Raw genomic sequence first — 25,247 nt, 5'->3', positions numbered from 1 at the left:
TCAGTCAGGCCTTTACTAAACTATGAGCAGCCGTCGACCCGATCCTCTGGCCCAAGTCAGCGACTTCGATATTCGCCTGCTGCGCATCTTTCGCAGCGTGGTCGAGTGCGGCGGCTTTTCGGCGGCGGAGACCGTACTCGGTATCGGTCGCTCCGCGATCAGCCAGCAGATGAGCGACCTGGAGCAGCGGCTCGGATTAAGACTCTGTCAGCGCGGCCGCGCCGGTTTTTCCCTTACCGAAGAGGGCCGCGAGGTCTACCAATCGGCGCTGCAGCTATTAAGTGCCCTGGAAAGCTTTCGTACCGAGGTCAACGGCCTGCACCAGCACCTGCGCGGCGAGTTGATCATCGGCCTGACCGACAACCTGGTCACCCTGCCCCACATGCGCATCACGCACGCGTTGGCGCAGTTGAAGGAACGCGGCCCGGACGTGCAGATCCAGATCCGCATGATCGCGCCCAATGAAGTGGAACAAGGGGTACTCGACGGTCGCCTGCACGTCGGCGTGGTACCCCAGGCCAGCGCCCTCTCCGGCCTCGAATACCAGCCGTTGTACAGCGAACGCTCGCTGCTCTACTGCGCCGTCGGCCACCCGCTGTTCTATGCCGATGACAAGCAACTCGACGACGCGCGCATCGACACCCAGGACGCCATCGCCCCCACCTTCCGCCTGCCCGCCGAGATCCAAGCTCATTACCAGGCGCTCAACTGCACCGCCAGCGCCTCCGACCGCGAGGGCATGGCGTTCCTGATTCTGACCGGTCGCTACATCGGCTACCTGCCCGACCACTACGCCAGCCTGTGGGTGCAACAAGGCCGACTGCGCGCGCTGAAACCGACTACACGTTTTTACGATTTGAGCCTCGCATCGGTCACGCGCAAGGGACGTCGCCCTCATTTGGTGCTGGAAAGTTTCCTGGAAAGCCTGGCAGCAACGCGCTAACTCGGGGCCTGCGCAAAAAGCTGAGCAGTTGGACAGTTTTTTGCAAGGGTACGAGGACCTTGAACCGTCCGCCTCGAGTTGCCCACCATGCCACCAGAATCCACCAGCCCCAGTGACCTGATCTACGGCCTGAATGACCGACCGAAACCGCTGCCCTCCCTGCTGGCCGCCTTGCAACATGTGTTGGCCGCCTTCGTCGGCATCATCACCCCGCCGCTGATCATCGGGTCCACGCTGGGCCTTACCGCCCACTTGCCCTACCTGATCAGCATGGCTTTGATGGTGTCCGGCGTAGGAACCTTCATCCAGGCCCGCAGGCCATTCGGCATTGGCGCCGGGATGATCTGCCTGCAGGGCACCAGCTTTGCGTTTCTCGGCGCGGTGTTGTCCGCAGGGTTCCTGGTCAAGCAACGTGGCGGCAGCCCGGAAGACATCCTGGCGATGATCTTCGGTGTGTGCTTTTTCGGCGCGGCGGTACAAATCGTGTTGAGTCGTTTCATCGGCCAGTTGCGCCGGGTCATCACCCCGTTGGTCACAGGGATTGTCATCACGCTGATCGGCATCAGCCTGATCAAGGTCGGCATCACGGATTTGGGCGGCGGCTTCAATGCCCCGGACTTCGGCGCCCCGACCAACCTGGCGCTGGGCCTGTTCGTGGTACTGACGATCATCCTGCTCAATCGCTCCAACACGCCGTGGGTGCGCCTCTCGGCCATCATTATCGGGTTGGCCCTCGGCAGCCTGGCGGCATGGTTCAGTGGCAAGCTGGTGCCACACGCCCTGCCCGATTTGCCTCTGGTCAGCCTGCCGATACCGTTTCGCTTCGGCTTCAACTTCGACTGGAGCGCATTCCTGCCAATCGCGCTGATTTATCTGATCAGCAGTATCGAAACCGTGGGCGACCTCACGGCCAACTGCATGATCGCCCGTCAACCCATCAGCGGCCCTGCTTATATAAGCCGGCTTAAAGGCGGCGTGCTCGGCGATGGCGTCAGCTGCATGATCGCCGCCACCTTCAGCGCCTTCCCCAACACCACCTTTGCGCAGAACAACGGCGTGATCCAACTCACCGGCGTGGCCAGCCGTTACGTCGGGCTGTACATCGGCGTGGTGCTGTTCGCCCTGGGCCTGTTCCCGTTGATTGGCGCGGTGCTGCAGCAGATCCCCAAGCCGGTGCTGGGCGGTGCGACCCTGGTGATGTTCGGCAGCGTGGCCGCCGCGGGCGTGCGCATCCTGGCCCAGGCGCCGCTGGACCGGCGCAGCATGCTGATCATCGCCACTTCATTCGGCGTCGGCCTGGGCATTGCCGCCCAACCCAACCTGCTGCACTTGATGCCCGTCCTGGTGCAGAACCTGTTCGACTCGGCCATCACCAGCGGCGGGCTGACGGCGATTGTGTTGTGCCTATTACTGCCGGAAACCAAAGCGACCTCGGTTGCCGCAAACCGCGCGTCGGAAAGCGACAGCCTGGAACCGCTTTGACGGTTTTATTGCATCGGGACTTGTCTGAGGCTTGAGGGTGGGTTATCTGTGCACACGTCGCCATCTCGATCAGCACGGAAACCTCCATGAGCCTCGAAGTTCCTGCCCACAGCAACCCCGCCGGTAAACCCGCCAGCCGCATTCGGCAAAAGAACGAACAAGCGATTCTCCAGGCTGCTGAAGATGAGTTCGCGCGCCATGGCTACAAAGGCACCAGCATGAATACGATTGCCGCGAGCGCCGGGCTGCCCAAGGCCAACCTGCATTACTACTTCACCAACAAACTGGGCCTGTATATCGCGGTGCTCAGCAATATCCTGGAGTTGTGGGACAGCACTTTCAACGCCCTGACCGCCGATGATGACCCGGCTGTAGCCCTCACCCGCTACATTCGCACCAAGATGGAATTCTCGCGGCGCCAACCCCAGGCCTCGCGGATCTTCGCGATGGAGATCATCAGCGGCGGCGAATGCCTGACCGAATATTTCAGCCAGGACTACCGCGCCTGGTTCAGCGGCCGGGCGGCGGTGTTCCAGGCCTGGATGGATGCCGGCAAGATGGACCCGGTCGACCCGGTGCACCTGATCTTCCTGTTGTGGGGCAGCACCCAGCATTACGCCGACTTCGCCACCCAGATCTGCCGTGTCACCGGGCGCACCAAGCTGACCAAGCAAGACATGGAAGACGCCGGGACCAACCTGATCCACATCATTCTCAAAGGCTGTGGCGTCAAGCCGGCCCCCTGAAGACGCGACTTATGCCTTTCACGCTTACCGGCCTTTGCGAGTTTCGCGAAGAAATTCGCAAAAGCCGCTTTATCACCCTCGCCGCACCGATCACCAGCCCGCAGGACGCCCAGGCGTTTTTCGAGCAACACAGCGACTTGAACGCCACGCACAACTGCTGGGCCTGGAAGCTCGCCGATCAATACCGTAGCAATGACGACGGTGAACCTGGCGGCACCGCTGGGCGGCCGATCCTTGCGGCCATCGAGGCACAAGGATTCGATCAGGTCGCCGTGCTGGTGATCCGCTGGTACGGCGGCATCCAACTGGGTACCGGCGGCCTCGCGCGCGCCTATGGCGGCGGCGCGAATAAATGCCTGCAGGCCGCCGAGCGCATCGAGCTGATCAGCCGCGTGCCGCTGAGTTGCGCCTGCAGCTTCTCCGAACTGAACCTGGTCAAGCTGCGCGTCGCCGAACTCGGCGGGCTCGTCGTCGAGGAAAACTTCACCGCCAACGGCGTGGAGCTGCAACTGGCCCTGGGCGAAAACCAGATCGACACCCTGCAAACCCAGCTCGCCGACTTGAGCCGAGGACGTATCCTGCTGCAACGCTGAAACTGCTACTGTTGTGCACTGAATTCCCTGAACCGCGATTTCAAAGGAAGCCCTTCATGTCTACGCCAAAAACCGCACTGATCATCGGCGCCTCGCGCGGGCTGGGCCTTGGCCTGGTCAAGCAATTGCTCAAGGATGGCTGGGACGTGACCGCCACCGTGCGTGATCCGAACAAGGCCGATGCCCTCAAAGCCGTCGGCCCGGTGCAGATCGAGAAGCTCGACATGGACGATCAACAAGCCGTGATCGCCCTGAACCAGCGCCTCAAGGACCGCACCTTCGACCTGCTGTTCGTCAACGCCGGCGTCAAGGGCCCCGCCAATCAGGAACCTGGTCATGCCACCCTGGCGGAAGTCGGCCAGCTGTTCTTCACCAACGCCGTGGCGCCGATCAACCTGGCCCAGCGCTTTGTCGGGCAGATCCGCAAGGACAGCGGTGTGCTGGCGTTCATGAGTTCGGTGCTGGGCAGCGTGACCATCCCCGATGGCTCGGACCTGGCGCTGTACAAGGCGAGCAAGGCCGCGCTCAACTCGATGACCAACAGCTTTATCACGCAACTCGGTGACCACAAGCTCACCGTGCTGTCGCTGCATCCGGGCTGGGTGAAGACCGACATGGGCGGCGAAAACGCGCATATCGATGTCGACACCAGCGTGCGCGGCCTGGTGGCCCAGGTGAACGCCTACACCGGCAAGGGCGGCCATCACTTCATCGACTACAAGGGCGACACCATCGCCTGGTAACGCCACTCCACTGTGGGAACGCTTGCCGGCGATGGTCTCAAAAGCAGCGCGTTCCTACAGATAGACCCGAACATAGACTACAAGTAGACTCTGCATCTCGCCCTCACCGGCGACCCTGGATCAGCAGACAGGGCAACACTGAGCTGGCAAACCTGAACCCATCATTCAGAGGAGCCGGCCAATGCCTGCGACCCGTATCTGGTTAAAAAACCCCCTCGCTATTTTCACTGCCAACGGCCTCGACGCCCGTGGCGGCCTGGTGCTGCAAGACGGGGTGATCACCGAGCTGCTGCCCCTGGGCCAAGCCCCCGCACAACCCTGCGCGCAGGTGTTCGACGCGCGCGAACACGTGATCCTCCCGGGGCTGATCAACACCCACCACCATTTCTATCAGACCCTGACCCGCGCCTGGGCGCCGGTGGTCAACCAGCCGTTGTTTCCCTGGTTGAAAACCCTGTACCCGGTATGGGCACGGCTGACCCCGGAAAAACTCGCGCTGGCCACTAAAGTTGCACTCGCCGAGCTGCTGCTCTCGGGCTGCACCACGGCGGCCGATCACCACTACCTGTTCCCCGACGGCCTGGAAAATGCCATCGATGTACAGGTGCAAAGCGTGCGCGAACTGGGCATGCGCGCCATGCTCACCCGCGGCTCCATGAGCCTGGGCGAAGCCGACGGCGGCCTGCCGCCGCAGCAGACTGTGCAACAAGGCCAAGTGATCCTTGACGACAGCCAACGCCTGATCCGCGAATACCACCAGCGGGGCGACGGCGCGCAGATCCAGATTGCCCTGGCGCCCTGCTCGCCGTTTTCCGTCACGCCGGAAATCATGCGCGCCAGCGCGGAACTGGCCGACCAACTCGATGTGCGCCTGCACACCCACTTGGCGGAAACCCTCGATGAAGAAGACTTCTGCCTGCAGCGTTTCGGCCTGCGCACAGTGGACTACCTCGACAGTGTCGGCTGGCTCGGCCCGCGCACCTGGCTGGCCCATGGTATTCACTTCAACCCGGATGAAATCGCGCGCCTGGGAGCGGCCGGTACCGGCATCTGCCACTGCCCGAGTTCGAACATGCGCCTGGCGTCTGGCATCTGTCCGACCCTGGACCTGCTCGCCGCCGGCGCGCCTATCGGCCTGGGCGTGGACGGCTCGGCCTCCAATGATGCCTCGAACATGATCCTCGAGACCCGCCAGGCCCTGTACATCCAGCGCCTGCGTTATGGTGCCGAGAAGATCACGCCAGAAGGCGTACTGGGCTGGGCGACCAAGGGTTCGGCGCAGCTGCTGGGGCGTACGGATATCGGCGAGTTGGCCGTTGGCAAACAGGCCGACCTGGCGCTGTTCAAGCTCGATGAGCTGCGCTTCTCCGGCAGCCACGACCCGATTTCCGCCCTGCTGCTGTGCGGTGCGGACCGTGCGGACCGGGTGATGATCGGCGGCCAGTGGCGTGTGATCGACGGGCAGGTTGAAGGCCTGGACCTCAAAGGCTTGATTGCCGATCACAGCCAGGCGGCGCGTGAACTGATCAACCCAATTTAACGGAAGAAACGCCATCAAAATGTGGGAGCTGGCTTGCCTGCGATAGCTGCCTGACAGTCGACATTAGAGTGACTGAACCACCGCCATCGCGGGCAAGCCCGGCTCCGACATGGATTGCGCCGTGTTTACAAACCCAGCAACGACAGCATGATAAACGTCGCAAACAGCACAAAGTGGGTCATCCCTTCGATAGCGTTGGTTTCGCCATCGTTGAGGTTGATCGCGCTGACAATCAGCGTGATAAACACCATCACCGTCTGCACCGGCGTCATCGCCATCTGGAACGGCTGGCCGGTGTAGAGCGCCATGGCCTCCATGACCGGCACCGTCAGGATCACCGTCGACAAGGATGCACCCAACGCGATGTTGACCACCGATTGCATGCGGTTGGCCAGGGCGGCGCGCAAGGCCGTCAGGATTTCCGGTGCCGCTGAAATCGCCGCGACCACAATCGCAGTGATGACCGGCGGTGCTCCCGTACCTTCCAGGCCCAGGTCGAGCGTCTTGGACATCACTTCGGCCAGTGCGCCAATCACAATCACGCCAAACACCAGGGTGCCGATGGAGAACGCCAGGTTCACCGGCGGCGCCTGCTCCTCTTCCGGCAGTTTCTTGCGACGCTTTTCCGGGTAGCTGTAGCTGAAGAAATAACTGTGCGGCCCTACCTGCATTCTCAGGAACAGGGTGTAGAGCACCACCATCGCACCGATGGTGAAGGCCGAGTAAATTTTCCAGTCGGCCTCGGGGATGAATTCCGGCACCACCATCGACACGCCCATGGCGGTGAGGATCATCACGCTGTAGGTGCGTGCCGAATCATCGTTGTAGGACTGTTCGCCATGCTTGATGCCGCCCATCAACGCCGCCAGGCCGAGGATGCCGTTGATATCGAGCATCACTGCCGAATAGATGGTGTCGCGTACCAGGGTCGGCGACGGCTCATTACTCATCATGATCGCCAGGATCACCACTTCCACCAGTACGGCGGCGAGGGTCAGGATCATCGTGCCGTAGGGGTCGCCGACCTTTTCCGCCAACTGCTCGGCATGGTGCGCCACGCGCATCGAGGCCACCACGATAAACGCGATCAGCACCACGCCGGCCAGCAGCGCGACCATCTGCCCGCTGTGCAGCATCCAGTGCTCCAACGGGTAGGCGGCGATGGCGGCAATCAGCGCCAGCAACATGAATTTTTCTTGCTTGAGGGATGTGAGCATTCCGGGCCTTTTAGGACGGCAAATCAGTCATTGATGGGGTACAGACTGCGTCACGCCGCTAACGTTTCGTTACACCTTAGTTCACGCGGCCCTTGCGCGAACCCACCAAAACTCTTCTGCCGGTCAGGTTTTGCCGATTATTTCAGTCATGACCTGTAGAATGCCGCCATTGCACCTGATGAGAATTATAGAAATGTACGATTGGCTCAACGCCCTGCCCAAGGCTGAATTGCACCTGCACCTGGAAGGCTCGCTGGAGCCTGAGCTGCTGTTCGCCCTGGCCGAGCGCAACAAGATCGCGCTGCCGTGGAACGACGTTGAAACCCTGCGCAAGGCCTACGCCTTCAACAACCTGCAAGAGTTTCTCGACCTGTATTACAAGGGCGCCGACGTGCTGCGCACCTCCCAGGATTTCTATGACCTGACCTGGGCCTACCTGCTGCGCTGCAAAGAACAGAACGTGATCCATACCGAACCGTTCTTCGATCCGCAGACCCATACCGACCGTGGCATCCCATTCGAAGTGGTGCTCAACGGTATCGCCGCGGCCCTCAAAGATGGCGAGCAGCAACTGGGTATCACCAGCGGCTTGATCCTCAGCTTCCTGCGCCACCTGAGCGAAGCCGAGGCCGAGAAAACCCTCGACCAGGCGCTGCCGTTCCGTGACGCGTTCGTGGCCGTGGGCCTGGACAGTTCGGAAATGGGCCACCCGCCGAGCAAGTTCCAGCGCGTGTTCGACCGTGCCCGCCACGAAGGCTTCCTCACTGTCGCCCACGCCGGCGAAGAAGGCCCGCCCGAGTACATCTGGGAAGCCATCGACCTGCTGAAAATCCAGCGTATCGACCATGGCGTGCGCGCCATCGAAGACGAACGCCTGATGCAGCGTATCATCGACGAGCAGATCCCGCTGACCGTCTGCCCGTTGTCCAACACCAAACTGTGCGTGTTCGACGACATGGCGCAGCACAACATCCTCGACATGCTCGAGCGTGGCGTGAAGGTGACGGTGAACTCGGATGATCCGGCGTACTTCGGCGGCTATGTCACCGAGAACTTCCACGCGCTGTACACCTCGCTGGGCATGACCCAGGACCAGGCCAAACGCCTGGCGCAGAACAGCCTGGACGCGCGACTGGTAAAACCCTGACGGCGCCGGACGCGGGCTTGCTGGCGAAGGCGGCAGATCAGTCAGACACCGACTGATTGACACGCCGCCTTTGCGAGCAAGCCCGCTCCAACGGCGACCTCTTCACCTCAAGCCTGCTCCGGCGCGGCGAGCCGAGTGATTTCCGCCAGCCCGGTATCGCTGACCAGCAAGGCGCGGGACTCGTTGACCGCGCGAATCCAGCCCGACTGCACAAACAGTTGTAGCAACCCTGCACCCAACGCCCCTCCCAGGTGCGGTTGGTGCTGGCTCCAGTCAAAACAATCGCACACCAGCGGTGACGCCAGCGCCGGCGTGAAAATACCCAGCCTCGCCAAACGCTGCGCGCCCTTGAATGTGACGTCGGTGCGCTGCTCAGCGCGCTCGATCCATCCTGCGTCGATCATCCGTTGATACACCCCCGCCGCCAGCTCGCCGCCCAGGTGACCGTGGCATAACCGTGCGTGGCGCAACGACGCAGGCGCCATCAAGGCCGGCGGCGACGACTCGGGGGCAGAACGCACGGCACTGGCCATGGTCGTCGTGGCCAGGGCATCGATGGCGCTGCTGACGTCCGCTGCCGCCATGCGAAACAGCCGCTGGCCGCGTCGAGCTTCGACCCGCAGCAGGCCGCTGCCGGTCAGCCGTGCCAGGTGTGCAGTGGCGGACGCCGGTGACAGCTCGGCGAGGGAGGCCAGTTCGGCGCAAGACTTGGCCGAGCCGTCCATCAATGCCCATAGCATGGCGGTACGCTTGGGCTCGGCGAGCAAGCTGGCGATCTGACTGATGCAAGGTGCCTGTTCCATCTATCCACTCCCTGTTGAATCATTTATCTGCTGCGGTTGGTGCCGAAGTATAGGTGCGCAAACCCGCGGTTCCGCGACGTCCGACAGCACGGATAGGGACAGGCTCTGAGTGAAATTTCCTGCTTTGATGGAGGCTACTGCGAAGCGCGCGGGCGCTCTGGCCTTTGCGCGGTCAATGTCGCACAGCGAGCCACGAGCATTTCCCGCAGCAGGTTGATGGGTTTGCTCAACTGCGCACGGTGGGCGCACAACAGATTCAATGGCGTTCGCTCGCCGCGCAGCTCCGGCAGGATCAATCGCAAGCGCCCGGCCAGCACATCGGTGCTCACATCCAGCCATGACTTGTAGGCAATGCCCACGCCAGCCACCGCCCAGCGTCGCACCACGTCGGCGTCGTCGCTGAAACGATCACCCGAGACCGTCAGGCTGACTTCACGCTTGCCGTCGTGGAAACTCCAATGGTCGTGGACCCGGCTGCCGAGCATGTACAACAGGCAGTTGTGCTGGGCCAATTGTTCCAGGTGCCGGGGCTCCCCGTGGCGCGCGAGGTAGCTGGGCGCGGCACACAGCACTCGGACATTCTCGGGAGCCACGGGCAGCGCAATCAGGCTTGAGTCTTCAGGCTCGCCATAACGCAGGGCGATATCCACCGGCTGGCGGAACAGGTCGGCGATTCGATCACCCAACAATAAACGTACGGTGAGTTGCGGGTGTTCACGCTGGAACTCATCCAGCCACGGCAGCAGCTGGTTGCGGCCGAAATCCGACGGCGCCGACAGTTGCAGCACGCCGCTGACATGGTCCTGGCCGCTGGCCAACAGGCGCCGCCCCTCATCCAGCGCGCCCAACGCGGCGCGCGCGTATTCGAGGAAACCCTCGCCTTCGGCAGTCAGGCGCAGGCTGCGCGTGGACCGGGCCAGCAGGCGCGTGCCCAGTTGCTCTTCAATCCGCTTGAGTGCCGCGCTGGCCACGGCGGGCGACAGGTCCATGACCCGCGCTGCAGCCGAAAGGCTGCCCAGGTCGGCTGCGCGAACAAACAACTGCAAATCGTCAAAACGCAGCATGCATCCCATCCATTATCAAAATTTCGTTGAAACAGACTGCTGTTTTAGCCGCTTTTATCTTCACGGGAAATAGCCAATCATCTGTACATCCCGTTCATCACGTGTCTGGAGTTGCCATGTCCACTGCCTTTAACGTCATTGCCACGCTGATCGCCAAGCCCGGCCAACAGGCCACCCTGGAAACCCTGCTGCGCGGCCTGCTGGAACCCACCCGCCTGGAAGCCGGTTGCGAGCAATACGACCTGCACCAGGACCTGCAACACCCCGAGACCTTCTACATGCTCGAACGCTGGGCCGATGACGCCGCACTGGCGGACCACGACCAGAGCGCACACATCCAGAGTTTTCGCGCCAAGGCCGCCGATGTGATCGAACACTTCGAACTCAAGCGCCTGAAATTTCTCGCCTGATCACTGCCCTTTTTCCGGAGCCATCATGAAAGCCATTGCCTACTACGCATCCCTGCCGATCAACGATCCCAGCGCCCTGCAAGACATCGAACTGCCAGCACCGGTCGCCGGTCCACGCGACCTGCTGGTGGAAGTCAAAGCCATCTCGGTCAACCCGGTTGACACCAAGGTGCGCCAGAACGTCGCCCCGGAAAACGGCGACGCCAAGGTGCTGGGCTGGGATGTGGCCGGTGTGGTCAAGGCCGTCGGCAGCGAAGTGACACTGTTCAAGGCCGGCGACAAGGTGTTCTACGCCGGCTCCCTGGTGCGCCCAGGTGGCAACAGCGAGTTGCACACTGTGGACGAGCGCATCGTCGGCCATATGCCCAAGAGCCTGGGTTTTGCCGAGGCTGCCGCGCTGCCCCTGACCGCCATCACCGCCTGGGAACTGCTGTTCGAACGCCTGCAGGTCCGTGAGAGTAAAGAGGACGAGAGCCAGAGCCTGCTGATCGTCGGCGCGGCCGGTGGCGTGGGTTCGATCCTGACCCAGTTGGCCAGCCAACTGACAGCACTGAAAGTCATCGGCACCGCCTCGCGCCCGGAAACCCAGGCCTGGGCCAAGGACCTCGGCGCCGACCTGGTGATCGACCACAGCCAACCGCTGGGCGAAGCGCTGAAAGCCGCCGGCCACCCGCAAGTGACCCACGTTGCCAGCCTGACCCAGACCGACCATCACCTCGAACAACTGGTGGAAGCCCTGCAACCCCAGGGCAAGCTGGCACTGATTGACGATCCCAAGGCGCTGGACGTGAGCACACTCAAGCGCAAGAGCCTGTCGCTGCACTGGGAGTTCATGTACACGCGCTCGATGTTCGAGACCCCGGACATGATCGAGCAGCACAACCTGCTCAACCGCGTGGCCGAGCTGATTGACGCCGGCACCTTGAAAACCACGGTGGGCGAGCACTTCGGCGTGATCAACGCCGAGAACCTGCGCCGCGCCCATGCGCTGCTCGAAAGCGGCAAGGCCAAGGGCAAGATCGTGCTGGAAGGCTTCTAAAAACGGTCTGTCAGCGTCGTCCCTTATTCCTGTAGGTAAGGGACGACGCCGCTAGTCAGAGAGTTGATCTTTGTCATATTTGTGAGCGTATTCGGGTTTATATTGGCCGCCTTTGCCACGATTCTTTTACGTGAGGAAGTCAGCAATGAAAATCCTGATAAAAGCGTTAGCAAAATCTCCAGGCAATAAATGGCAAGTTCGTCTCGACGGCGACGCGTTTACGTTTCGCAGTGAAGCCGAGGCCCGAGCCTTTGCCGACACCCTGCAAGCCCGTATCCAGGCGCCCCACCGCTTCCCGCTCAGCCAGCAACGTTCCGCCGCTGGCTGACCCGCATTTCAGGCCTGCGCCTGCAGGGCCCTCGCCCGTTGCAGGCGCTGGGTCGACATCGCAATCGTCACCGCCAATACACCGCACAAGCTGATGACCATGGCCATCGGCATCGCCGTGCCGTCATGCAACACGCCGACCAACGACGCGGCGCCCGCCGCCACGCCAAACTGGATGCAGCCGAGCAACGCCGAAGCACTGCCCGCCCGGGCGCCCTGCCCGGCCATGGCGCAGGCCGAGGTGTTGGGCAAAATGCAGCCCAGGCTCGCGATGCAGATAAACAGCGGCACCAGCAGCGGCCACAGCGCGTCGGTGCGCAAGGCTGCGATACCCAGCAGCGTCAACGCGGCCAGCATGTAAAGCCAGACCGTGCGCGACAGCAAAAACGCCGGGCCGCGCTTGGCCAGCAGGCGTGCGTTCACCTGGGCCATCAGGATAAAGCCGGCGGCGTTGGAACCGAAGACCCAGCCGTAATGCTCGGCGGGCACGCCATACAGCTTGATAAACACGAAAGGCGAACCGGCGATGTAGGCAAACATCCCGGCAATCGAGATGCCGCCGGTCAGCGCATAGCCGAGGTAGACCCGGTCTGACAGCAGCGAACCGTAGCGGCGCAGCGATCCAGACAAAGGCTGGCGTGGTTGATGGGTCGGGAACGTCTCGGGCAACCCCACGGCCACGGCGACGGCGGCCATTACGCTGAAGATCGACAGCGCCAGGAAAATCGACTGCCAGCCCCACAAGCCGACCATCAGCCCACCGGCCAACGGCGCGAGGATCGGCGCCAGGCCGGTGACCAGCATCAGTTGGGAAAACACTTTGGCCGAGCCCACCGCATCACATTTGTCGCTGACCACCGCGCGGGAAATCACCATGCCGGCGCAACCGCCGAGGGCCTGCACGAAGCGCGCGCCGATCAGCCATTCCAATGACGGCGCAAAGGCACAGGCGAAGGAGGCCAGGGTAAACAGGGTCACGCCGCTGAGCAGCGGGCCGCGCCGACCAAAGCGGTCCGCCAGCGGACCGTAGATCAATTGGCCGATGGCCAGGCCGCCGAAATACACCGCCAGGGTCAGCTGGATGTGTTTTTCGTCGGTCGCGAACGCGGTGGCCATGGCTGGAAAGCCCGGCAGATAGAAATCGATCGCCAGCGGCGCGAAGGCGCTCAAGGCACCCAGAATCAGGATTATACGGAGGTTCATCAGGCACCCAAGTGTGTCGGCAGCCCGACAGTCTAGCCGCGCTTGGGTGCATTTAACACGATAGCTCGCTAACTATTTGAGCGGGTCAGGCGAGCTTGGCGCTGTAGCCTTCTTCACTGATCAGGCTGATCACCTGCTCGGCAGACAGACGGCTTTCCACCCCCACTTCCTTCGCCGCCAGGTCGACCTTCACGCTCGCGGCCGGGTCCTCGTTCTGCACCGCCTGGGTGACGGCCCGAACGCAGTGGCCGCAGGTCATTCCTTCAACGCTGAATACTTGCATGACATGACTCCTTTGATGAGGTTGAACCCAGTCTCGACCTTGCCACGATGGCAAGGTCAAGTTCCAGGATGATCTGCCGGGCTGGTATTCGGCGGCGACGTCGGCCAAGCTTCACTCATCTTTGATTCAATCCACGGAGCATTCGCCATGCGCTGGTCGTTTTTTGGCCTTGTCGGCCTGATGAGCTTGTCTGCCATTGCGCCCACGGCCAGTGCCGCAGAAGACTATGCGGTGCTGATCATTTCCCGCGAACGCCTGGAAGTGCCGACCAATTGCGAAATCGGCCTATATATCCAGGACCAGCTGGCAGGCCGGCTGTTCCAGGAACAATCCACCTCGTTCAACTTGCCCGCCGGCAATGTGTCGCTACGCCTGAAGCTGTTGCCGGGCCAGTCCCCGGGCTGCCTGCCGGGCATGCTCGCGCCGCCGGCGCAGAACATCACGCTGAAGGTCGGCGACGTACGCAAATTGCGCATCGCGCAGGGCCCGGACGGTATGTACCTCAAGCCTGCCGCACTGGAATATTAAAGGCGCTTGACCTTCCCCACAGGTCAAGGTTGATCCTAGGGGCAACTTCTCCTGGAGGACTGCCCCATGAATGGATCCACCACCTTTGACCTGCCCATCGGCGGCATGACCTGCGCCAGCTGCGCCGGGCGCGTCGAACGCGCGCTGGGCAAAGTGCCGGGGGTGCAAAGCGTCAGCGTCAACCTGGCCAACGAACGCGCGCATGTTGAAGTGCTCGGCCAGATGGACCCGAACGTGTTGATCGCCGCCGTCGACAAGGCCGGCTACAGCGCCAGCCTGCCCCAGAGCGAAGCCGCCACCGAGGTCGACCAGGCCCGGCGCCTGCACCGCGAGCGCTGGGCATTGCTGCTGGCGATCCTGCTGGCGCTGCCGTTGGTACTGCCGATGCTGGTGGAGCCTTTCGGCCTGCACTGGATGCTGCCGGCCTGGGTGCAGTTCGCGCTGGCGACGCCGGTGCAGTTCATCTTCGGTGCGCGCTTTTATATCGCCGCCTGGAAAGCCGTGCGCGCCGGTGCCGGGAATATGGACTTGCTGGTGGCCATCGGCACCAGCGCCGGCTACGGCCTGAGCATTTATGAGTGGCTCACCGCACCGGCCGGCAGCATGCCCCATTTGTACTTCGAGGCCTCGGCCGTGGTGATTGCCCTGGTGTTGCTCGGCAAATACCTGGAAAGCCGCGCCAAGCGCCAGACCGCCAGCGCCATCCGCGCCCTCGAAGCGCTGCGCCCGGAGCGCGCGATTCGCGTGGTCGACGGCCGCGAGGAGGACGTCGCGATCAACGCGCTGAAGCGCGGCGACCTGGTGCTGGTCAAGCCCGGCGAACGCTTCCCGGTGGACGGTGAAGTGGTCGACGGCCAAAGCCACGCCGACGAAGCGCTGATCAGTGGCGAGAGCCTGCCGGTGCCAAAGCAGCCGGGCGACTCGGTCACCGGCGGCGCCATCAACGGCGAAGGCCGCCTGCTGGTGCGCACCCTCGCCTTGGGTGCGGAAAGCGTGTTGGCACGGATCATCCGCCTGGTGGAAGACGCCCAGGCCGCCAAGGCCCCGATCCAGAAGCTGGTGGATAAAGTCAGCCAAGTGTTCGTGCCGGCGGTGCTGGTGCTGGCGTTGATCACGCTGGTGGGCTGGTGGCTGTACGGCGCCTCCCTGGAGACGGCGATCATCAACGCGGTGGCGGTGCTGGTGATCGCCTGTCCGTGCGCCCTGGGCCTGGCCACACCGACGGCGATCATGGCCGGCACCGGCGTCGCCGCACGCTACGGCATCCTGATCAAGGACGCCGAAGCCCTGGAGCGTGCGCACGCCGTGAGCGCCGTGGTGTTCGACAAGACCGGCACCCTCACCTCCGGCACGCCAAGAATTGCGCACCTGGCGGCGGTGGATGGCGACGAAGCATCATTGCTGCAGCACGCCGGTGCCTTGCAGCGCGGCAGTGAACATCCGCTGGCCAAGGCGGTGCTGGATACCTGCCGCGAACGAGGGCTGGATGTCGCCGATGTGAGCGCCAGCCAAGCCCTGACCGGGCGCGGCATTGCCGGCACCCTGGCGGGCCGGCAACTGGCGCTGGGTAACCGTCGGCTGCTGGAAGAAAGCGGTTTGAACGCCGGTGAACTGTCCGGCTCCGCCACCGCCTGGGAAGCCGAAGGCCGGACCTTGTCCTGGCTGATCGAGCAAGGCCCGCAACCGCGTGTGCTCGGGCTGTTTGCCTTTGGCGATACCCTCAAGCCGGGGGCGCTTGCGGCCGTGCAGCAACTCAAGGCGCAGCAGATCAGCAGTCATCTGCTCACCGGTGACAATCGCGGCAGCGCCCGCGTGGTTGCGCAGGCGCTGGGCATCGAGGATGTGCACGCTGAAGTGCTGCCCGCCGAAAAAGCCGCCACCGTCGCCGAGTTGAAAAAAACCGGCGTGGTGGCGATGGTCGGCGACGGCATCAACGATGCCCCGGCCCTCGCGGCTGCCGACATTGGCATCGCCATGGGCGGCGGCACCGATGTGGCGATGCATGCGGCGGGTATCACCTTGATGCGCGGCGACCCACGCCTGGTGCCAGCCGCCCTGGAGATCAGCCGCAAGACCTATGCAAAGATCCGCCAGAACCTGTTCTGGGCCTTTGTGTATAACTTGATCGGCATTCCGCTGGCGGCGTTCGGCCTGCTCAACCCGGTGCTCGCGGGCGCGGCCATGGCCTTGTCCAGCGTCAGCGTGGTCAGCAATGCCTTACTGTTGAAAACCTGGAAACCCAAGGACCTGGAGGATCAACGCCCATGAACATCGGCCAAGCCGCCCGCCAGAGCGGGCTGAGCGCCAAGATGATTCGCTACTACGAATCCATCGGTCTGTTGAAAGCCGCCCACCGCACCGACAGCGGCTACCGCGTCTACAGCGGCGACGATTTGCACACACTGGCGTTTATCAAACGCTCACGGGACCTGGGGTTTTCCCTGGAGGAAGTTGGCAAGTTGCTGGCCCTGTGGCAAGACCGCCAACGCGCGAGCGCGGACGTGAAAGCCCTGGCGCGCCAGCACATCGATGAGCTCAATCAGAAGATTCTGGAGTTGGGGCAACTGCGCGACACGCTGCAGGACCTGGTAGAACATTGCCAGGGCGATCATCGGCCGGATTGTCCGATTCTCAAGGAGTTGGCTTCGGGCAGTTGCTGCGCCTGACTGAGCTTTACCCGCCCCAGACAGAACAAAATGTGGGCGGGAGCCGGGCTTGCCCGCGATGCAGGCACCTCGGTATGTCAGTCACACCGAGGTGATGCGATCGCCGGCAAGCCAGCGCCTACACAAGCCTGCTCCCACATCTTTGCGGGATCACTGCAGCCAAGGCGGCGGCGGGGGCTCGTCAGGTACTTTGCTCGGTGGCGCATCGTCCGCTGCGCGAATCGCCTGGCGACGCTCTTCATCCAGGCGCGCCGCTTCGATCTCGCGGATCACTCCGCCGACATCCGCCAGCTCTTCCGGTTCGTCGAACTCGCCGGTCAACACGCTGGCCGGGTGCAAGGTGCCGGCTTCGTAAAGCGCCCACATCTCCTTGGCGTACTTGGTCTTCTTCAGCTCCGGGGCAAAACGCCCGAAGTAGGACGCCATGTTGCCCACGTCACGCTCCAGCATGCTGAACGCGTGGTTGTTGCCCGCCGCATCCACCGCCTGAGGCAGGTCGATGATCACCGGCCCGGTTGGCGTGAGCAGTACGTTGAACTCGGACAGGTCACCGTGCACCAGGCCGGTACACAGCATCAGCACGATCTGGGAGATCAGGAAGGCGTGGTATTCGCGCGCCTGATCCGGCTCCAGCACCACGTCGTTCAGACGCGGTGCTGCATCGCCGTACTCGTCGGCTACCAGCTCCATCAACAGCACGCCTTCAAGGAAGTCGTACGGCTGGGGCACGCGAACGCCCGCACCGGCCAGGCGGAACAACGCCGCCACTTCAGCGTTCTGCCAGGCATCTTCGGTTTCTTTCTTGCCGAACTTGGAGCCCTTGGCCATGGCCCGGGCCTGCCGGCTGTTACGGACCTTACGGCCTTCCTGGTATTCGGACGCCTGACGAAAACTTCGTTTGTTCGCCTCCTTGTAAACCTTGGCGCAACGCAATTCGTTGCCGCAGCGCACCACATAAACAGCTGCTTCTTTACCACTCATGAGTGGGCGCAGCACTTCGTCGACCAGACCGTCTTCGATCAGGGGTTCAATGCGTTTAGGAGTCTTCATCAGCTTTTATTGTGGGTCCTTTATTACCAAATACGCGTATGGCACTCGTTATACGGCAATCGGCTCGCCGGTGGGAGAGGCTACCGACCTCTGACCCGTCAAGAATGCATCCAATATGCCAATTTTTATCGCAATCAGCGTTCGATAATCGCCGTGACCCCTTGCCCGCCTGCCGCACAGATCGAAATCAGCCCCCTGCCCTTGCCCGCCGCGTCGAGCAACTTGGCCAGATTGGCGACAATGCGCCCGCCCGTGGCGGCAAACGGGTGGCCGGCTGCCAGGGAGCTGCCCTTGACGTTCAGGCGGCTGCGGTCGATGGCGCCCAACGGCGCATCCAGCCCGAGGCGGGTCTTGCAGTAGTCCGCATCCTCCCAGGCCTTGAGCGTGCACAACACTTGGGCAGCGAAGGCTTCGTGGATCTCGTAGTAATCGAAGTCCTGCAGCGTCAGGCCATTCCTCGCCAGCAGGCGCGGTACTGCGTAGACCGGCGCCATCAACAAGCCTTCGGCGCCGTTGACGAAATCTACCGCAGCCGCCTCGCCATCGCGCAAATACGCGAGGATCGGCAAGCCGCGCTCCTGGGCCCAGGCCTCACTGCCCAGCAGCACCAGGGATGCACCGTCGGTGAGCGGCGTGGAGTTGCCAGCGGTGAGCGTGCCCTTTTCGCTGCGCTCGAAGGCAGGCTTGAGGGCGGCGAGCTTTTCCAGGGTCAGGTCGGGGCGCAGGTTGTTGTCGCGGGTCAGGCCGAGAAACGGCGTCAGCAAGTCGTTGTGCCAGCCTTCGGCGTAGGCGGCGGCCATTTTCTGGTGACTTTCCAGCGCCAGTTGGTCTTGCTCGGCGCGAGGGATCTGCCATGTCTGCGCCATCAACTCGCAATGCTGGCCCATGGACAAACCGGTGCGCGGTTCGCCATTGCGCGGCAGTTCGGGCTTGAGGTGATGAGGACGAAGTTGTAACAGGAGTTTTAATTTATCCGCCATGGACTTGCTGCGATTGGCCTGCAGCAGGAGCTTGCGCAGCCCTTCATTCACGCCGATCGGGGCGTCGGACGTGGTGTCGACCCCGCCGGCAATCCCACATTCGATCTGGCCCAGGGCGATCTTGTTGGCCACCAGCAATGCGGCCTCAAGGCCGGTGCCACAGGCCTGTTGAATGTCGTAGGCCGGGGTTTGCGGCGACAGGCGCGAGCCGAGCACGCATTCGCGGGTGAGGTTGAAGTCGCGCGAATGCTTGAGCACCGCACCGGCAGCCACTTCGCCCATGCGCAGGCCGTGCAGGTTGTAGCGCTCGATCAGGCCCTCCAGGGCCGCAGTCAGCATCGCCTGGTTGCTGGCCGTGGCATACGGGCCATTGGAACGGGCGAAAGGAATGCGGTTACCGCCAATGATCGCTACACGGCGCAATTGAGTCATGAAAAGCTCCCTCGGTCTGTTATGGGCTGGCTGCTGTAGGTTGGATAACAGAGCCTAGTCGAACGACTGCTACCCTGGGATGGTCAACCCTTTGAACCCCAGTCTTCGGAGAGCGTTCCATGTCTGACCGTTATATCGACTTCGCCAACTCAAGCCTCGGCCATCGCCTGGTCGCTGCCATTGGCCTGCCGTCACCGGTACGCCTCGAACGCTGGCAAGCCGGGCGCCTGCGCCCGGTAGAAGGGGCATTGTTGCTCGGTGGCGGCGCTCTGGCGACCAAGGTGCTGCCGTTCGCCAATAAACTCACTGACGCGATCTACAGCTACGGCACCGACGCCTCGACCGCGCCGGCGTGGATTCCCGGCCACGGGCCCAAACTCAAGGCGGTGGTGTTCGACGCCAGCGACTTGCAACACACCGACCAGCTCAAGCAACTGCGTGAGTTTTTCCAGCCGCTGCTGAAAAACCTGGATAACAGTGCGCACCTGGTGATCCTCGGTCGCGCGCCGGAAAGCCTCGGCGATCCGTTTGCCGCCAGCGCCCAGCGTGCCCTCGAAGGCTTCAGCCGTTCACTGGCCAAAGAGTTGCGCAACGGTGGCGTGCTGCAATTGCTCTACGTTGGCGAGGGCGCCGAAGACCAGCTGGAAGGCGCGCTGCGGTTTTTCCTGTCGCCCAAGAGCGCCTACATCTCCGGCCAGGTTATCCGCCTGCAGGCCTGTGCCACGCCGGTCGAGGACTGGACGCGCCCACTCGCCGGGCGCAAGGCGCTGGTCACCGGTGCCGCCCGTGGCATTGGTGCGTCCATCGCCGAAACCCTGGCCCGCGACGGGGCCGAGGTGATCCTGCTGGACGTGCCCCAGGCCAAGACCGATCTCGAAGCCCTGGCCGCGCGCCTGGGTGCACGTTCCGTGCTGCTGGATATCTGCGCCGAAGACGCCGCCAGCCAGTTGATCGAACACCTGCCCGACGGCCTCGACATCCTGGTGCACAACGCCGGGATCACCCGCGACAAGACCCTGGCCAACATGACCCCGGAATACTGGGACGCGGTGCTGGCGGTGAACCTGAATGCCCCGCAAGTGCTGACCAAGGCGTTGCTCGACAGCGGCACCCTGCATGACAACGCGCGCGTGGTGCTGCTCGCGTCCATCAGTGGGATCGCCGGCAATCGCGGGCAAACCAATTATGCCGCGAGCAAGGCCGGGTTGATCGGCCTGGCCCAGGCCTGGGCGCCGTTGCTCAAAGCACGGGGGATCAGTATCAACGCCGTGGCCCCAGGCTTTATTGAGACCCAGATGACCGCGCATATTCCGTTCGCCCTGCGTGAGGCCGGGCGCCGCATGAGTTCGCTCGGCCAGGGCGGCTTGCCCCAAGACGTCGCCGAAGCCGTCGCCTGGCTTGGCCAGCCGGGCTCCGGAGCGGTCAGCGGGCAAGCGCTGCGAGTGTGTGGGCAAAGTCTATTGGGAGCGTGAGCATGCAATGGCAGACAGTGGGCAGTCCCCCGTTTCTCGCGCCGCTGTACTGGCGCGCCGCGCTCAAGCGCAAGATCACCGGCACTGCGTTGCCCGAGCAGGGCTTGCGCTGCCGGGTCAGTGTCAATCCCAAAGCGGTCGCGGCGTATCGCAAGGTCTGCGGGTTTGCCGACAGCGCAGTGCTGCCGGCGACTTATCCGCACATCCTCGCGTTCGGCTTGCAGATGCAGTTGCTCACGGCCAAATCGTTTCCGTTTCCGCTGCTGGGGTTGATTCACCTGAGCAATCGCATCCGTATTCATCGTCCGCTCGGCGGTGTCAGCGACCTGTTCATTAATGTGCATGCGCAAAACCTCAAGCCGCATGCGAAGGGCGCAACGTTTGACCTGGTGACCACCGTCGAGGACTCCCTCGGCCTGCTGTGGGAGGCCGAGAGTCGCATGCTCTGTCGCGGCGTGAAACTGGAAGGCGTAGCGAGCGACGAGGCGCAATCGCCCCCCACCCAGGTCAGCGAAGTGAGCCGCTGGAAAGCCCCGGCCGATATCGGCCGCCGGTATGCGCGGGTGTCCGGCGACTACAACCCGATCCATCTCAGCGCGCTCACGGCCAAGCTGTTCGGCTTCCCCCAGGCCATCGCCCACGGACTGTGGAACAAGGCGCACACCCTGGCGGCCTTGGGTGAACACCTGCCGGCCGCGAACATCGAGATAAACGTCGAGTTCAAGAAGCCGGTGCGCCTGCCCAGTGAGGTCACCTTATGGGCCAGTGCGGCCGGGTCCAGCGGGGAGTTCGTGTTGAAAGGCGCGGGTGACATTGAACACATGGTGGGCAAATGGCAGCCGATCGCCTGAACAACCACTGATTAATTGTATATATACATCCTGGGTTATAGCGGACTTTCTCAAGTCCGCTTTTTTATTCAACTCTTTGATTTTTAATACATATATATCTTGATACATCCATCCCTTATACCCTTGGTATTAGTCGCTTAACCGGTACATCCGCGCCGTATATAAATCGTTAATACCAAGTAGAGCATTGTGAGAAAGAGCGCCCGGGCTTGTTATAGCCACACGGACAAACGCATCGCTATCCCTAGAAATAGCGAGCGTTTGAGACAACCAAGGTTGTACAGGTGCAAGGAACTCAATCATGAAAGCTCAAGTAGTGTTTTGGAAAGCAAGTACCGCGCTGGCCCTGGCAGTAGCAATGACGCTCGGCGGCTGCAGCAGCGGTGGTGGTGGGCATCACAGTGGCGGCTCCGCTTCCTCACCGGACGCATCCACTGGCGGTGGCGGTACCGGCGGCGGGGGTACTGGTGGTGGCGGCACAGGAGGTGGCGGTACCGGCACCACCAGCACCCTGGTCACGGCTAACGTGGCTGATACCCTCGGCGATACCGTAACCGGCCTCGGCGGCACTGTCAGCAGCCTCGGTACCACACTCGGCAGCCTGCCGATCGTGGGGGCTACCGCAGGTGGCCTGGTGACCTCTGTCGGCACCGCTGTCGGCAGCATCGGCACGGGCGTTTCGGATGGCCTGGGCACACTGGGTACCGACAGCAATGCACTGGGCAAAACCGTGGCCGGCGTGGCCAACGGGGTCGCTGATCTCGGCACCGGTGTCTCCACGACCGGTCAAAATGTGGCGACACTGCTGGGGCAAGTGCCCGTGGTCAGCGGTGCCGCCCCCGTAGTCGGCAATGTAGTGGGCAAGGTCGGCAACGCCGTAACCATGCTCGGCGACACACTCAGCACGGCGAGCACCACCGGCCCACTGGGCTCGGTCACCAACACCGTCGGCGCGAAAGTACTGGTGCCCGTGGTGTCCCTGGTGGAAAAAACCACCGGCAAAGTCGGCACCACCACAGGCCTGGATACGCCTGTCGGCGGCCTGCTGCAAAAAGTCGGCGATACCGTTGACGGCCTGGGCGATAAAGTCGCCGATGCCGGCGGCACCGGCAACCCTGTCACTGGCGCTGTGGGCAATGTGCTCAATGGCGTGGGCACCGTGGTCGGTAAAGCCAGCGGCTATGTCGACCCGGCTGACGACAGCAGTGGCGGCAGTGGCGGCGGCACGGGTGGTGGCACTGGCGGTGGCACCGGGCAACTGGGCCTGGCGGAACTCATCGGTGGTGTGATCGCGGGCGCCGGCAGCGGCCTGGATGCAGGCAGCAGCAATGGCGTGGTCAGCGCGACCGGCGTCACTGGCGTCAAAGCGGGCGGCACCGTCGCATCGCTGGGTACCCTGCTGGGTGGCAGCGGCACACCGAACACCGCGGCAGGCGCACCGGTTGCCGCCCTCACCAATCAGGTCGGCGGCGCCCTGAACCCTATCACCAGCGGCGTTACCAGCCTGACCCAAACCGTCGGCAACGCCACCGGCCTGGGTGCTCCCGTCAACGGCCTGGTGACCAATGTCGGCGGCGCCGTCAGCAGCCTGGGCGGCAAAATCAGCGGCACTAACGCCAACCCGGTCACCAACGCCTTGGGCGGTACCGTGAGCGCAGTAGGCGGCACCGTGGCCTCGATCGGCGGCCTGGTGACCGGCGGCACCAACACCGGCGGTGGTTTGCTCGGCGGTGGCCTGAACCTGGGAGCCGGCGCATCCGCCTCCGCAGGTGCAGGTGCCAGTGCAAATGGGGGTCTGCTGGGCGGCCTGATCGGTGGCCTTACCGGCAAAAAATAGAATTGCACCTGGCCGATTAGACGGCCTCACCTACAGCGCCTACGCTTGGTTGAGACGAGAGACCCCAATAAGTCTCTCGTCTTTTTTTATGGGTCAATGATCGATCCCTGAAAACACCCGAACCGCGCCCCCAGAGCCCGGCGGGACCCTGCAATACGCTGCTGCAGTTTTGACCATGGAGTGTCCTATGCGCGCTTTGACGCCGTTGTTATTGCTCACCCTCAGTGCTTACGCCCACGCCGATACCCTACCCAGCTTCCTCAATAGCAACGACACCATTCGCAACCTGCCCGTGCCCAACCTGCCCGCCGATGCGTATCGACCGGTGACCCCGCAGACCCAGTTGCCCACCCCCGCGGCCACCGCCGCGCAACCCCTGCTGATGGACACCAAGGTGACCATTCGCAAACTGCAGATCGACGGCGGCACGGTCTACCCGCTGAAGGAAGTCGCCCAGGCCTTCGAACCCTTGATCGGCCATGAAACCAACCTGGCGCAATTGATCGAAGCCACCCGCAGCATCACCCGTCGCTACCAGGAAGACGGCTATTTGCTGTCCTACGCCTTCCTGCCGGAACAACGCTTTGAAGGCGGCCTGGTGCACGTGGTGCTGGTCGAGGGTTATATCCGCGATTACGACCTGCAAGGCGACATCGGCTCGGTGTCGGCCTACGTCGACAAACTCGCGGAAAAACTCAAGGCCGAACGCCCGCTCACCCGCAAGACCTTCGAGCGCTACACCACGCTGATGAGCGCCATCCCCGGGGTGACCCTGCAGGCGCAGGTGCCGCCGCCCGGCACCACCGATGGCGGCACCCATATGCAAATCACCGCCAGCCGCAAACCGTTCACCACCAGCATGAGCCTGAACGAGGCCAGCCGTGGCGGTACGCAAGCGCTGCTGACGGCCACCAGCAATTCGTGGACATCCATGGGGGAACAACTGAGCCTCAGCGGGCTGTTCCCACCGGGCGACGACAAGGAGCATTACTACCGCGCCGCCTACAGCCAGTTCATCAATGCCGAGGGCACGCAGTTGGTGTTGTCGGGCGAGCGCTACCGCGCCGACCCGCGCACCAGCCTGCAATTGGGCGACGGCTTCGAACTCAAGCCACATCAGGAAATCGACCGCTACTCCATCGGCTTCAGCCACCCCGTGATCGCCTCGCCCAACGAGTCCCTGAGCCTCGGCGCCCGCTACTACGCGGTCGACCAGACCACCCGCTACAAACTCGAAGGTTTCCCCCAGCGCCTGGAGCTGCAAACCGACCTGCGCGCCTTGGCGTTCGAAGGTGATTGGCGCAAGGCCGATACCACGCAACTGCGCATCCTCAGCGCTGGCCTGTACCAAGGCATCAACGGCATGGGCGCCAAGACCCGCAGTGACTTCGGCGGCCTCAAGCCGGACCTCGATTTCTTCCGCCTGCGCCTGTCCGGCGTGCAGAGCAACAAGCTCTTCGATAACTGGCAAGGCGTGCTGTCCGGCGCGCTCTACTGGAGTGATGACACCCTGCCCGACAGCGAGCGCGCCACCTTCGGTGGGCAGAACTTCGCCCGTGGCTACCCCGATGACCAGGGCTCGGGCGACAAGGGTTGGGGCGTGGCGTATGAGGTCAACTACAGCTACAACCGCGCCGGCGAATGGGTGCGCATCCTGCAGCCTTATGTGGTGTTCGACCGCGCCAAGACCTGGTTCAACGACCTGCCGATCAAGGGCAACAACATGTCATCGGCTGCCGTCGGCCTGCGCTTCGGTGACGCCAAGTACTACAACATCTCCCTGGAAGCGGCCAAGCCGATGTCGGAAGTGGCGTTCGACAACTTTGATCGGCGTCCGCGCTACACGTTGAGCTTCAGTTACCAACTCTGAACCTCGCACTGCGCCCACCTA

The 25,247-nt window shown here is 63.0% G+C and carries 24 protein-coding genes; 17 read left to right on the top strand and 7 right to left on the bottom strand.

Annotation, left to right across the window (positions count from 1 at the left end; all coding sequences use genetic code 11):
- Positions 1–22: 22 nt before the first annotated feature.
- The 6 genes from JFU04_RS02755 to JFU04_RS02730 all read left to right on the top strand — a co-directional run bounded on the left by JFU04_RS02755 (position 23) and on the right by JFU04_RS02730 (position 6,047).
- Complete coding sequence (locus tag JFU04_RS02755; RefSeq protein WP_065900383.1) at positions 23–943, top strand: LysR family transcriptional regulator; 921 nt, start codon at positions 23–25, stop codon at positions 941–943.
- A gap of 87 nt (positions 944–1,030) precedes the next feature.
- The gene (locus tag JFU04_RS02750) at positions 1,031–2,425 is read left to right on the top strand and encodes a uracil-xanthine permease family protein (RefSeq protein WP_065900381.1); all 1,395 of its coding nucleotides are present in this window, start codon (positions 1,031–1,033) and stop codon (positions 2,423–2,425) included.
- Between the two features lie 86 nt (positions 2,426–2,511).
- The gene (locus JFU04_RS02745) at positions 2,512–3,171 is read left to right on the top strand and encodes a TetR/AcrR family transcriptional regulator (protein WP_065900379.1); all 660 of its coding nucleotides are present in this window, start codon (positions 2,512–2,514) and stop codon (positions 3,169–3,171) included.
- 11 nt (positions 3,172–3,182) lie between these two features.
- On the top strand, positions 3,183–3,764 hold the full coding sequence (locus tag JFU04_RS02740) for an IMPACT family protein (protein WP_201143477.1): 582 nt from the start codon (positions 3,183–3,185) through the stop codon (positions 3,762–3,764).
- A 56-nt stretch (positions 3,765–3,820) separates the two neighbouring features.
- On the top strand, positions 3,821–4,507 hold the full coding sequence (locus JFU04_RS02735) for an SDR family oxidoreductase (RefSeq protein WP_201143476.1): 687 nt from the start codon (positions 3,821–3,823) through the stop codon (positions 4,505–4,507).
- 181 nt (positions 4,508–4,688) lie between these two features.
- The gene (locus JFU04_RS02730; RefSeq protein ID WP_065900375.1) at positions 4,689–6,047 is read left to right on the top strand and encodes an 8-oxoguanine deaminase; all 1,359 of its coding nucleotides are present in this window, start codon (positions 4,689–4,691) and stop codon (positions 6,045–6,047) included.
- A 125-nt stretch (positions 6,048–6,172) separates the two neighbouring features.
- Here JFU04_RS02730 and JFU04_RS02725 read toward each other — a convergent pair whose 3' ends face one another.
- On the bottom strand, positions 6,173–7,264 hold the full coding sequence (locus tag JFU04_RS02725; protein ID WP_065900373.1) for a calcium:proton antiporter: 1,092 nt from the start codon (positions 7,262–7,264) through the stop codon (positions 6,173–6,175).
- Positions 7,265–7,457: 193 nt separating this feature from the next.
- Here JFU04_RS02725 and JFU04_RS02720 point away from each other — a divergent pair, with 193 nt between their 5' ends.
- Complete coding sequence (locus tag JFU04_RS02720) at positions 7,458–8,411, top strand: adenosine deaminase (protein WP_012722045.1); 954 nt, start codon at positions 7,458–7,460, stop codon at positions 8,409–8,411.
- A gap of 107 nt (positions 8,412–8,518) precedes the next feature.
- On the opposite strand, the gene JFU04_RS02715 is transcribed toward JFU04_RS02720, so the two are convergent.
- Together JFU04_RS02715 and JFU04_RS02710 are read right to left on the bottom strand one after the other, a co-directional pair.
- Positions 8,519–9,214, bottom strand: coding sequence for an ArsR/SmtB family transcription factor (locus JFU04_RS02715; protein WP_201143475.1), 696 nt, complete (start codon positions 9,212–9,214; stop codon positions 8,519–8,521).
- Between the two features lie 134 nt (positions 9,215–9,348).
- A complete protein-coding gene (locus JFU04_RS02710) occupies positions 9,349–10,278 on the bottom strand; it encodes a LysR family transcriptional regulator (protein WP_065900369.1) in 930 nt (309 codons plus the stop codon).
- A 116-nt stretch (positions 10,279–10,394) separates the two neighbouring features.
- On the opposite strand from JFU04_RS02710, the gene JFU04_RS02705 reads away from it, so the two are divergent.
- The 3 genes from JFU04_RS02705 (at position 10,395) to JFU04_RS02695 (ending at position 12,055) form a co-directional block, all read left to right on the top strand.
- Positions 10,395–10,688: a putative quinol monooxygenase gene (locus tag JFU04_RS02705; RefSeq protein ID WP_065900367.1), complete on the top strand. Its 294-nt coding sequence runs from the start codon at positions 10,395–10,397 to the stop codon at positions 10,686–10,688.
- Between the two features lie 25 nt (positions 10,689–10,713).
- The gene (locus tag JFU04_RS02700) at positions 10,714–11,727 is read left to right on the top strand and encodes a zinc-binding alcohol dehydrogenase family protein (RefSeq protein ID WP_201143474.1); all 1,014 of its coding nucleotides are present in this window, start codon (positions 10,714–10,716) and stop codon (positions 11,725–11,727) included.
- 145 nt (positions 11,728–11,872) lie between these two features.
- Positions 11,873–12,055, top strand: a complete 183-nt coding sequence (locus JFU04_RS02695; protein WP_027607955.1) for a hypothetical protein — start codon at positions 11,873–11,875, stop codon at positions 12,053–12,055.
- Positions 12,056–12,063: 8 nt separating this feature from the next.
- On the opposite strand, the gene JFU04_RS02690 is transcribed toward JFU04_RS02695, so the two are convergent.
- Both JFU04_RS02690 and JFU04_RS02685 read right to left on the bottom strand, forming a co-directional pair.
- On the bottom strand, positions 12,064–13,257 hold the full coding sequence (locus JFU04_RS02690) for a multidrug effflux MFS transporter (RefSeq protein WP_201143473.1): 1,194 nt from the start codon (positions 13,255–13,257) through the stop codon (positions 12,064–12,066).
- A gap of 85 nt (positions 13,258–13,342) precedes the next feature.
- A complete protein-coding gene (locus tag JFU04_RS02685; RefSeq protein WP_106805256.1) occupies positions 13,343–13,540 on the bottom strand; it encodes a heavy-metal-associated domain-containing protein in 198 nt (65 codons plus the stop codon).
- Positions 13,541–13,687: 147 nt separating this feature from the next.
- Here JFU04_RS02685 and JFU04_RS02680 point away from each other — a divergent pair, with 147 nt between their 5' ends.
- From JFU04_RS02680 to cueR, 3 genes are all read left to right on the top strand, one after another.
- Positions 13,688–14,068 (top strand): hypothetical protein, encoded by a 381-nt coding sequence (locus JFU04_RS02680; RefSeq protein ID WP_065900357.1) that lies wholly within the window; start codon positions 13,688–13,690, stop codon positions 14,066–14,068.
- A 66-nt stretch (positions 14,069–14,134) separates the two neighbouring features.
- Positions 14,135–16,336 carry a heavy metal translocating P-type ATPase gene (locus tag JFU04_RS02675; protein ID WP_201143472.1) on the top strand — a complete coding sequence of 734 codons (2,202 nt, stop codon included), beginning with the start codon at positions 14,135–14,137 and terminating at the stop codon, positions 16,334–16,336.
- A complete protein-coding gene (cueR, locus tag JFU04_RS02670; protein ID WP_065900353.1) occupies positions 16,333–16,734 on the top strand; it encodes a Cu(I)-responsive transcriptional regulator in 402 nt (133 codons plus the stop codon). The genes JFU04_RS02675 and cueR overlap by 4 nt, the downstream gene beginning before the upstream one ends.
- 150 nt (positions 16,735–16,884) lie before the next feature.
- Here cueR and JFU04_RS02665 read toward each other — a convergent pair whose 3' ends face one another.
- Entirely contained in the window at positions 16,885–17,784 is a 900-nt protein-coding gene (locus JFU04_RS02665) for a PA4780 family RIO1-like protein kinase (protein ID WP_065900351.1), read from the bottom strand.
- A 134-nt stretch (positions 17,785–17,918) separates the two neighbouring features.
- The gene (locus JFU04_RS02660; protein ID WP_106805259.1) at positions 17,919–19,196 is read right to left on the bottom strand and encodes an acetyl-CoA C-acetyltransferase; all 1,278 of its coding nucleotides are present in this window, start codon (positions 19,194–19,196) and stop codon (positions 17,919–17,921) included.
- A gap of 119 nt (positions 19,197–19,315) precedes the next feature.
- On the opposite strand from JFU04_RS02660, the gene JFU04_RS02655 reads away from it, so the two are divergent.
- The 4 genes from JFU04_RS02655 (at position 19,316) to JFU04_RS02640 (ending at position 25,226) form a co-directional block, all read left to right on the top strand.
- Positions 19,316–20,668, top strand: a complete 1,353-nt coding sequence (locus JFU04_RS02655; protein WP_201143471.1) for a 3-oxoacyl-ACP reductase — start codon at positions 19,316–19,318, stop codon at positions 20,666–20,668.
- 2 nt (positions 20,669–20,670) lie between these two features.
- Complete coding sequence (locus JFU04_RS02650) at positions 20,671–21,519, top strand: MaoC family dehydratase (RefSeq protein WP_201143470.1); 849 nt, start codon at positions 20,671–20,673, stop codon at positions 21,517–21,519.
- A gap of 301 nt (positions 21,520–21,820) precedes the next feature.
- The gene (locus JFU04_RS02645) at positions 21,821–23,356 is read left to right on the top strand and encodes a collagen-like triple helix repeat-containing protein (RefSeq protein WP_201143469.1); all 1,536 of its coding nucleotides are present in this window, start codon (positions 21,821–21,823) and stop codon (positions 23,354–23,356) included.
- A 187-nt stretch (positions 23,357–23,543) separates the two neighbouring features.
- Positions 23,544–25,226, top strand: coding sequence for a ShlB/FhaC/HecB family hemolysin secretion/activation protein (locus JFU04_RS02640; protein WP_201143468.1), 1,683 nt, complete (start codon positions 23,544–23,546; stop codon positions 25,224–25,226).
- Positions 25,227–25,247: the final 21 nt, after the last annotated feature.

This window comes from Pseudomonas sp. TH21, from assembly GCF_016651025.1.
GTDB classification, from domain to species: Bacteria; Pseudomonadota; Gammaproteobacteria; order Pseudomonadales; family Pseudomonadaceae; genus Aquipseudomonas; species Aquipseudomonas aylmerensis.
Note: the sequence above shows the minus strand (reverse complement) of the source record. Positions and strands in the feature narration are given on the sequence as shown.

Excerpts from the sequence above, each read along its gene's own strand:
- JFU04_RS02750 (WP_065900381.1), top strand. The coding sequence starts at position 1,031 with ATGCCACCAGAATCCACCAGCCCCAGTGACCTGATCTACGGCCTGAAT.
- JFU04_RS02745 (WP_065900379.1), top strand. The coding sequence starts at position 2,512 with ATGAGCCTCGAAGTTCCTGCCCACAGCAACCCCGCCGGTAAACCCGCC.
- JFU04_RS02650 (WP_201143470.1), top strand. The coding sequence starts at position 20,671 with ATGCAATGGCAGACAGTGGGCAGTCCCCCGTTTCTCGCGCCGCTGTAC.
- JFU04_RS02740 (WP_201143477.1), top strand. The coding sequence starts at position 3,183 with ATGCCTTTCACGCTTACCGGCCTTTGCGAGTTTCGCGAAGAAATTCGC.
- JFU04_RS02685 (WP_106805256.1), bottom strand. The coding sequence starts at position 13,540 with ATGCAAGTATTCAGCGTTGAAGGAATGACCTGCGGCCACTGCGTTCGG.
- JFU04_RS02735 (WP_201143476.1), top strand. The coding sequence starts at position 3,821 with ATGTCTACGCCAAAAACCGCACTGATCATCGGCGCCTCGCGCGGGCTG.
- JFU04_RS02705 (WP_065900367.1), top strand. The coding sequence starts at position 10,395 with ATGTCCACTGCCTTTAACGTCATTGCCACGCTGATCGCCAAGCCCGGC.
- JFU04_RS02655 (WP_201143471.1), top strand. The coding sequence starts at position 19,316 with ATGTCTGACCGTTATATCGACTTCGCCAACTCAAGCCTCGGCCATCGC.
- JFU04_RS02695 (WP_027607955.1), top strand. The coding sequence starts at position 11,873 with ATGAAAATCCTGATAAAAGCGTTAGCAAAATCTCCAGGCAATAAATGG.
- JFU04_RS02680 (WP_065900357.1), top strand. The coding sequence starts at position 13,688 with ATGCGCTGGTCGTTTTTTGGCCTTGTCGGCCTGATGAGCTTGTCTGCC.
- JFU04_RS02640 (WP_201143468.1), top strand. The coding sequence starts at position 23,544 with ATGCGCGCTTTGACGCCGTTGTTATTGCTCACCCTCAGTGCTTACGCC.
- JFU04_RS02720 (WP_012722045.1), top strand. The coding sequence starts at position 7,458 with ATGTACGATTGGCTCAACGCCCTGCCCAAGGCTGAATTGCACCTGCAC.
- cueR (WP_065900353.1), top strand. The coding sequence starts at position 16,333 with ATGAACATCGGCCAAGCCGCCCGCCAGAGCGGGCTGAGCGCCAAGATG.
- JFU04_RS02660 (WP_106805259.1), bottom strand. The coding sequence starts at position 19,196 with ATGACTCAATTGCGCCGTGTAGCGATCATTGGCGGTAACCGCATTCCT.
- JFU04_RS02730 (WP_065900375.1), top strand. The coding sequence starts at position 4,689 with ATGCCTGCGACCCGTATCTGGTTAAAAAACCCCCTCGCTATTTTCACT.
- JFU04_RS02755 (WP_065900383.1), top strand. The coding sequence starts at position 23 with ATGAGCAGCCGTCGACCCGATCCTCTGGCCCAAGTCAGCGACTTCGAT.
- JFU04_RS02725 (WP_065900373.1), bottom strand. The coding sequence starts at position 7,264 with ATGCTCACATCCCTCAAGCAAGAAAAATTCATGTTGCTGGCGCTGATT.
- JFU04_RS02710 (WP_065900369.1), bottom strand. The coding sequence starts at position 10,278 with ATGCTGCGTTTTGACGATTTGCAGTTGTTTGTTCGCGCAGCCGACCTG.
- JFU04_RS02700 (WP_201143474.1), top strand. The coding sequence starts at position 10,714 with ATGAAAGCCATTGCCTACTACGCATCCCTGCCGATCAACGATCCCAGC.
- JFU04_RS02675 (WP_201143472.1), top strand. The coding sequence starts at position 14,135 with ATGAATGGATCCACCACCTTTGACCTGCCCATCGGCGGCATGACCTGC.
- JFU04_RS02690 (WP_201143473.1), bottom strand. The coding sequence starts at position 13,257 with ATGAACCTCCGTATAATCCTGATTCTGGGTGCCTTGAGCGCCTTCGCG.
- JFU04_RS02645 (WP_201143469.1), top strand. The coding sequence starts at position 21,821 with ATGAAAGCTCAAGTAGTGTTTTGGAAAGCAAGTACCGCGCTGGCCCTG.
- JFU04_RS02715 (WP_201143475.1), bottom strand. The coding sequence starts at position 9,214 with ATGGAACAGGCACCTTGCATCAGTCAGATCGCCAGCTTGCTCGCCGAG.
- JFU04_RS02665 (WP_065900351.1), bottom strand. The coding sequence starts at position 17,784 with ATGAAGACTCCTAAACGCATTGAACCCCTGATCGAAGACGGTCTGGTC.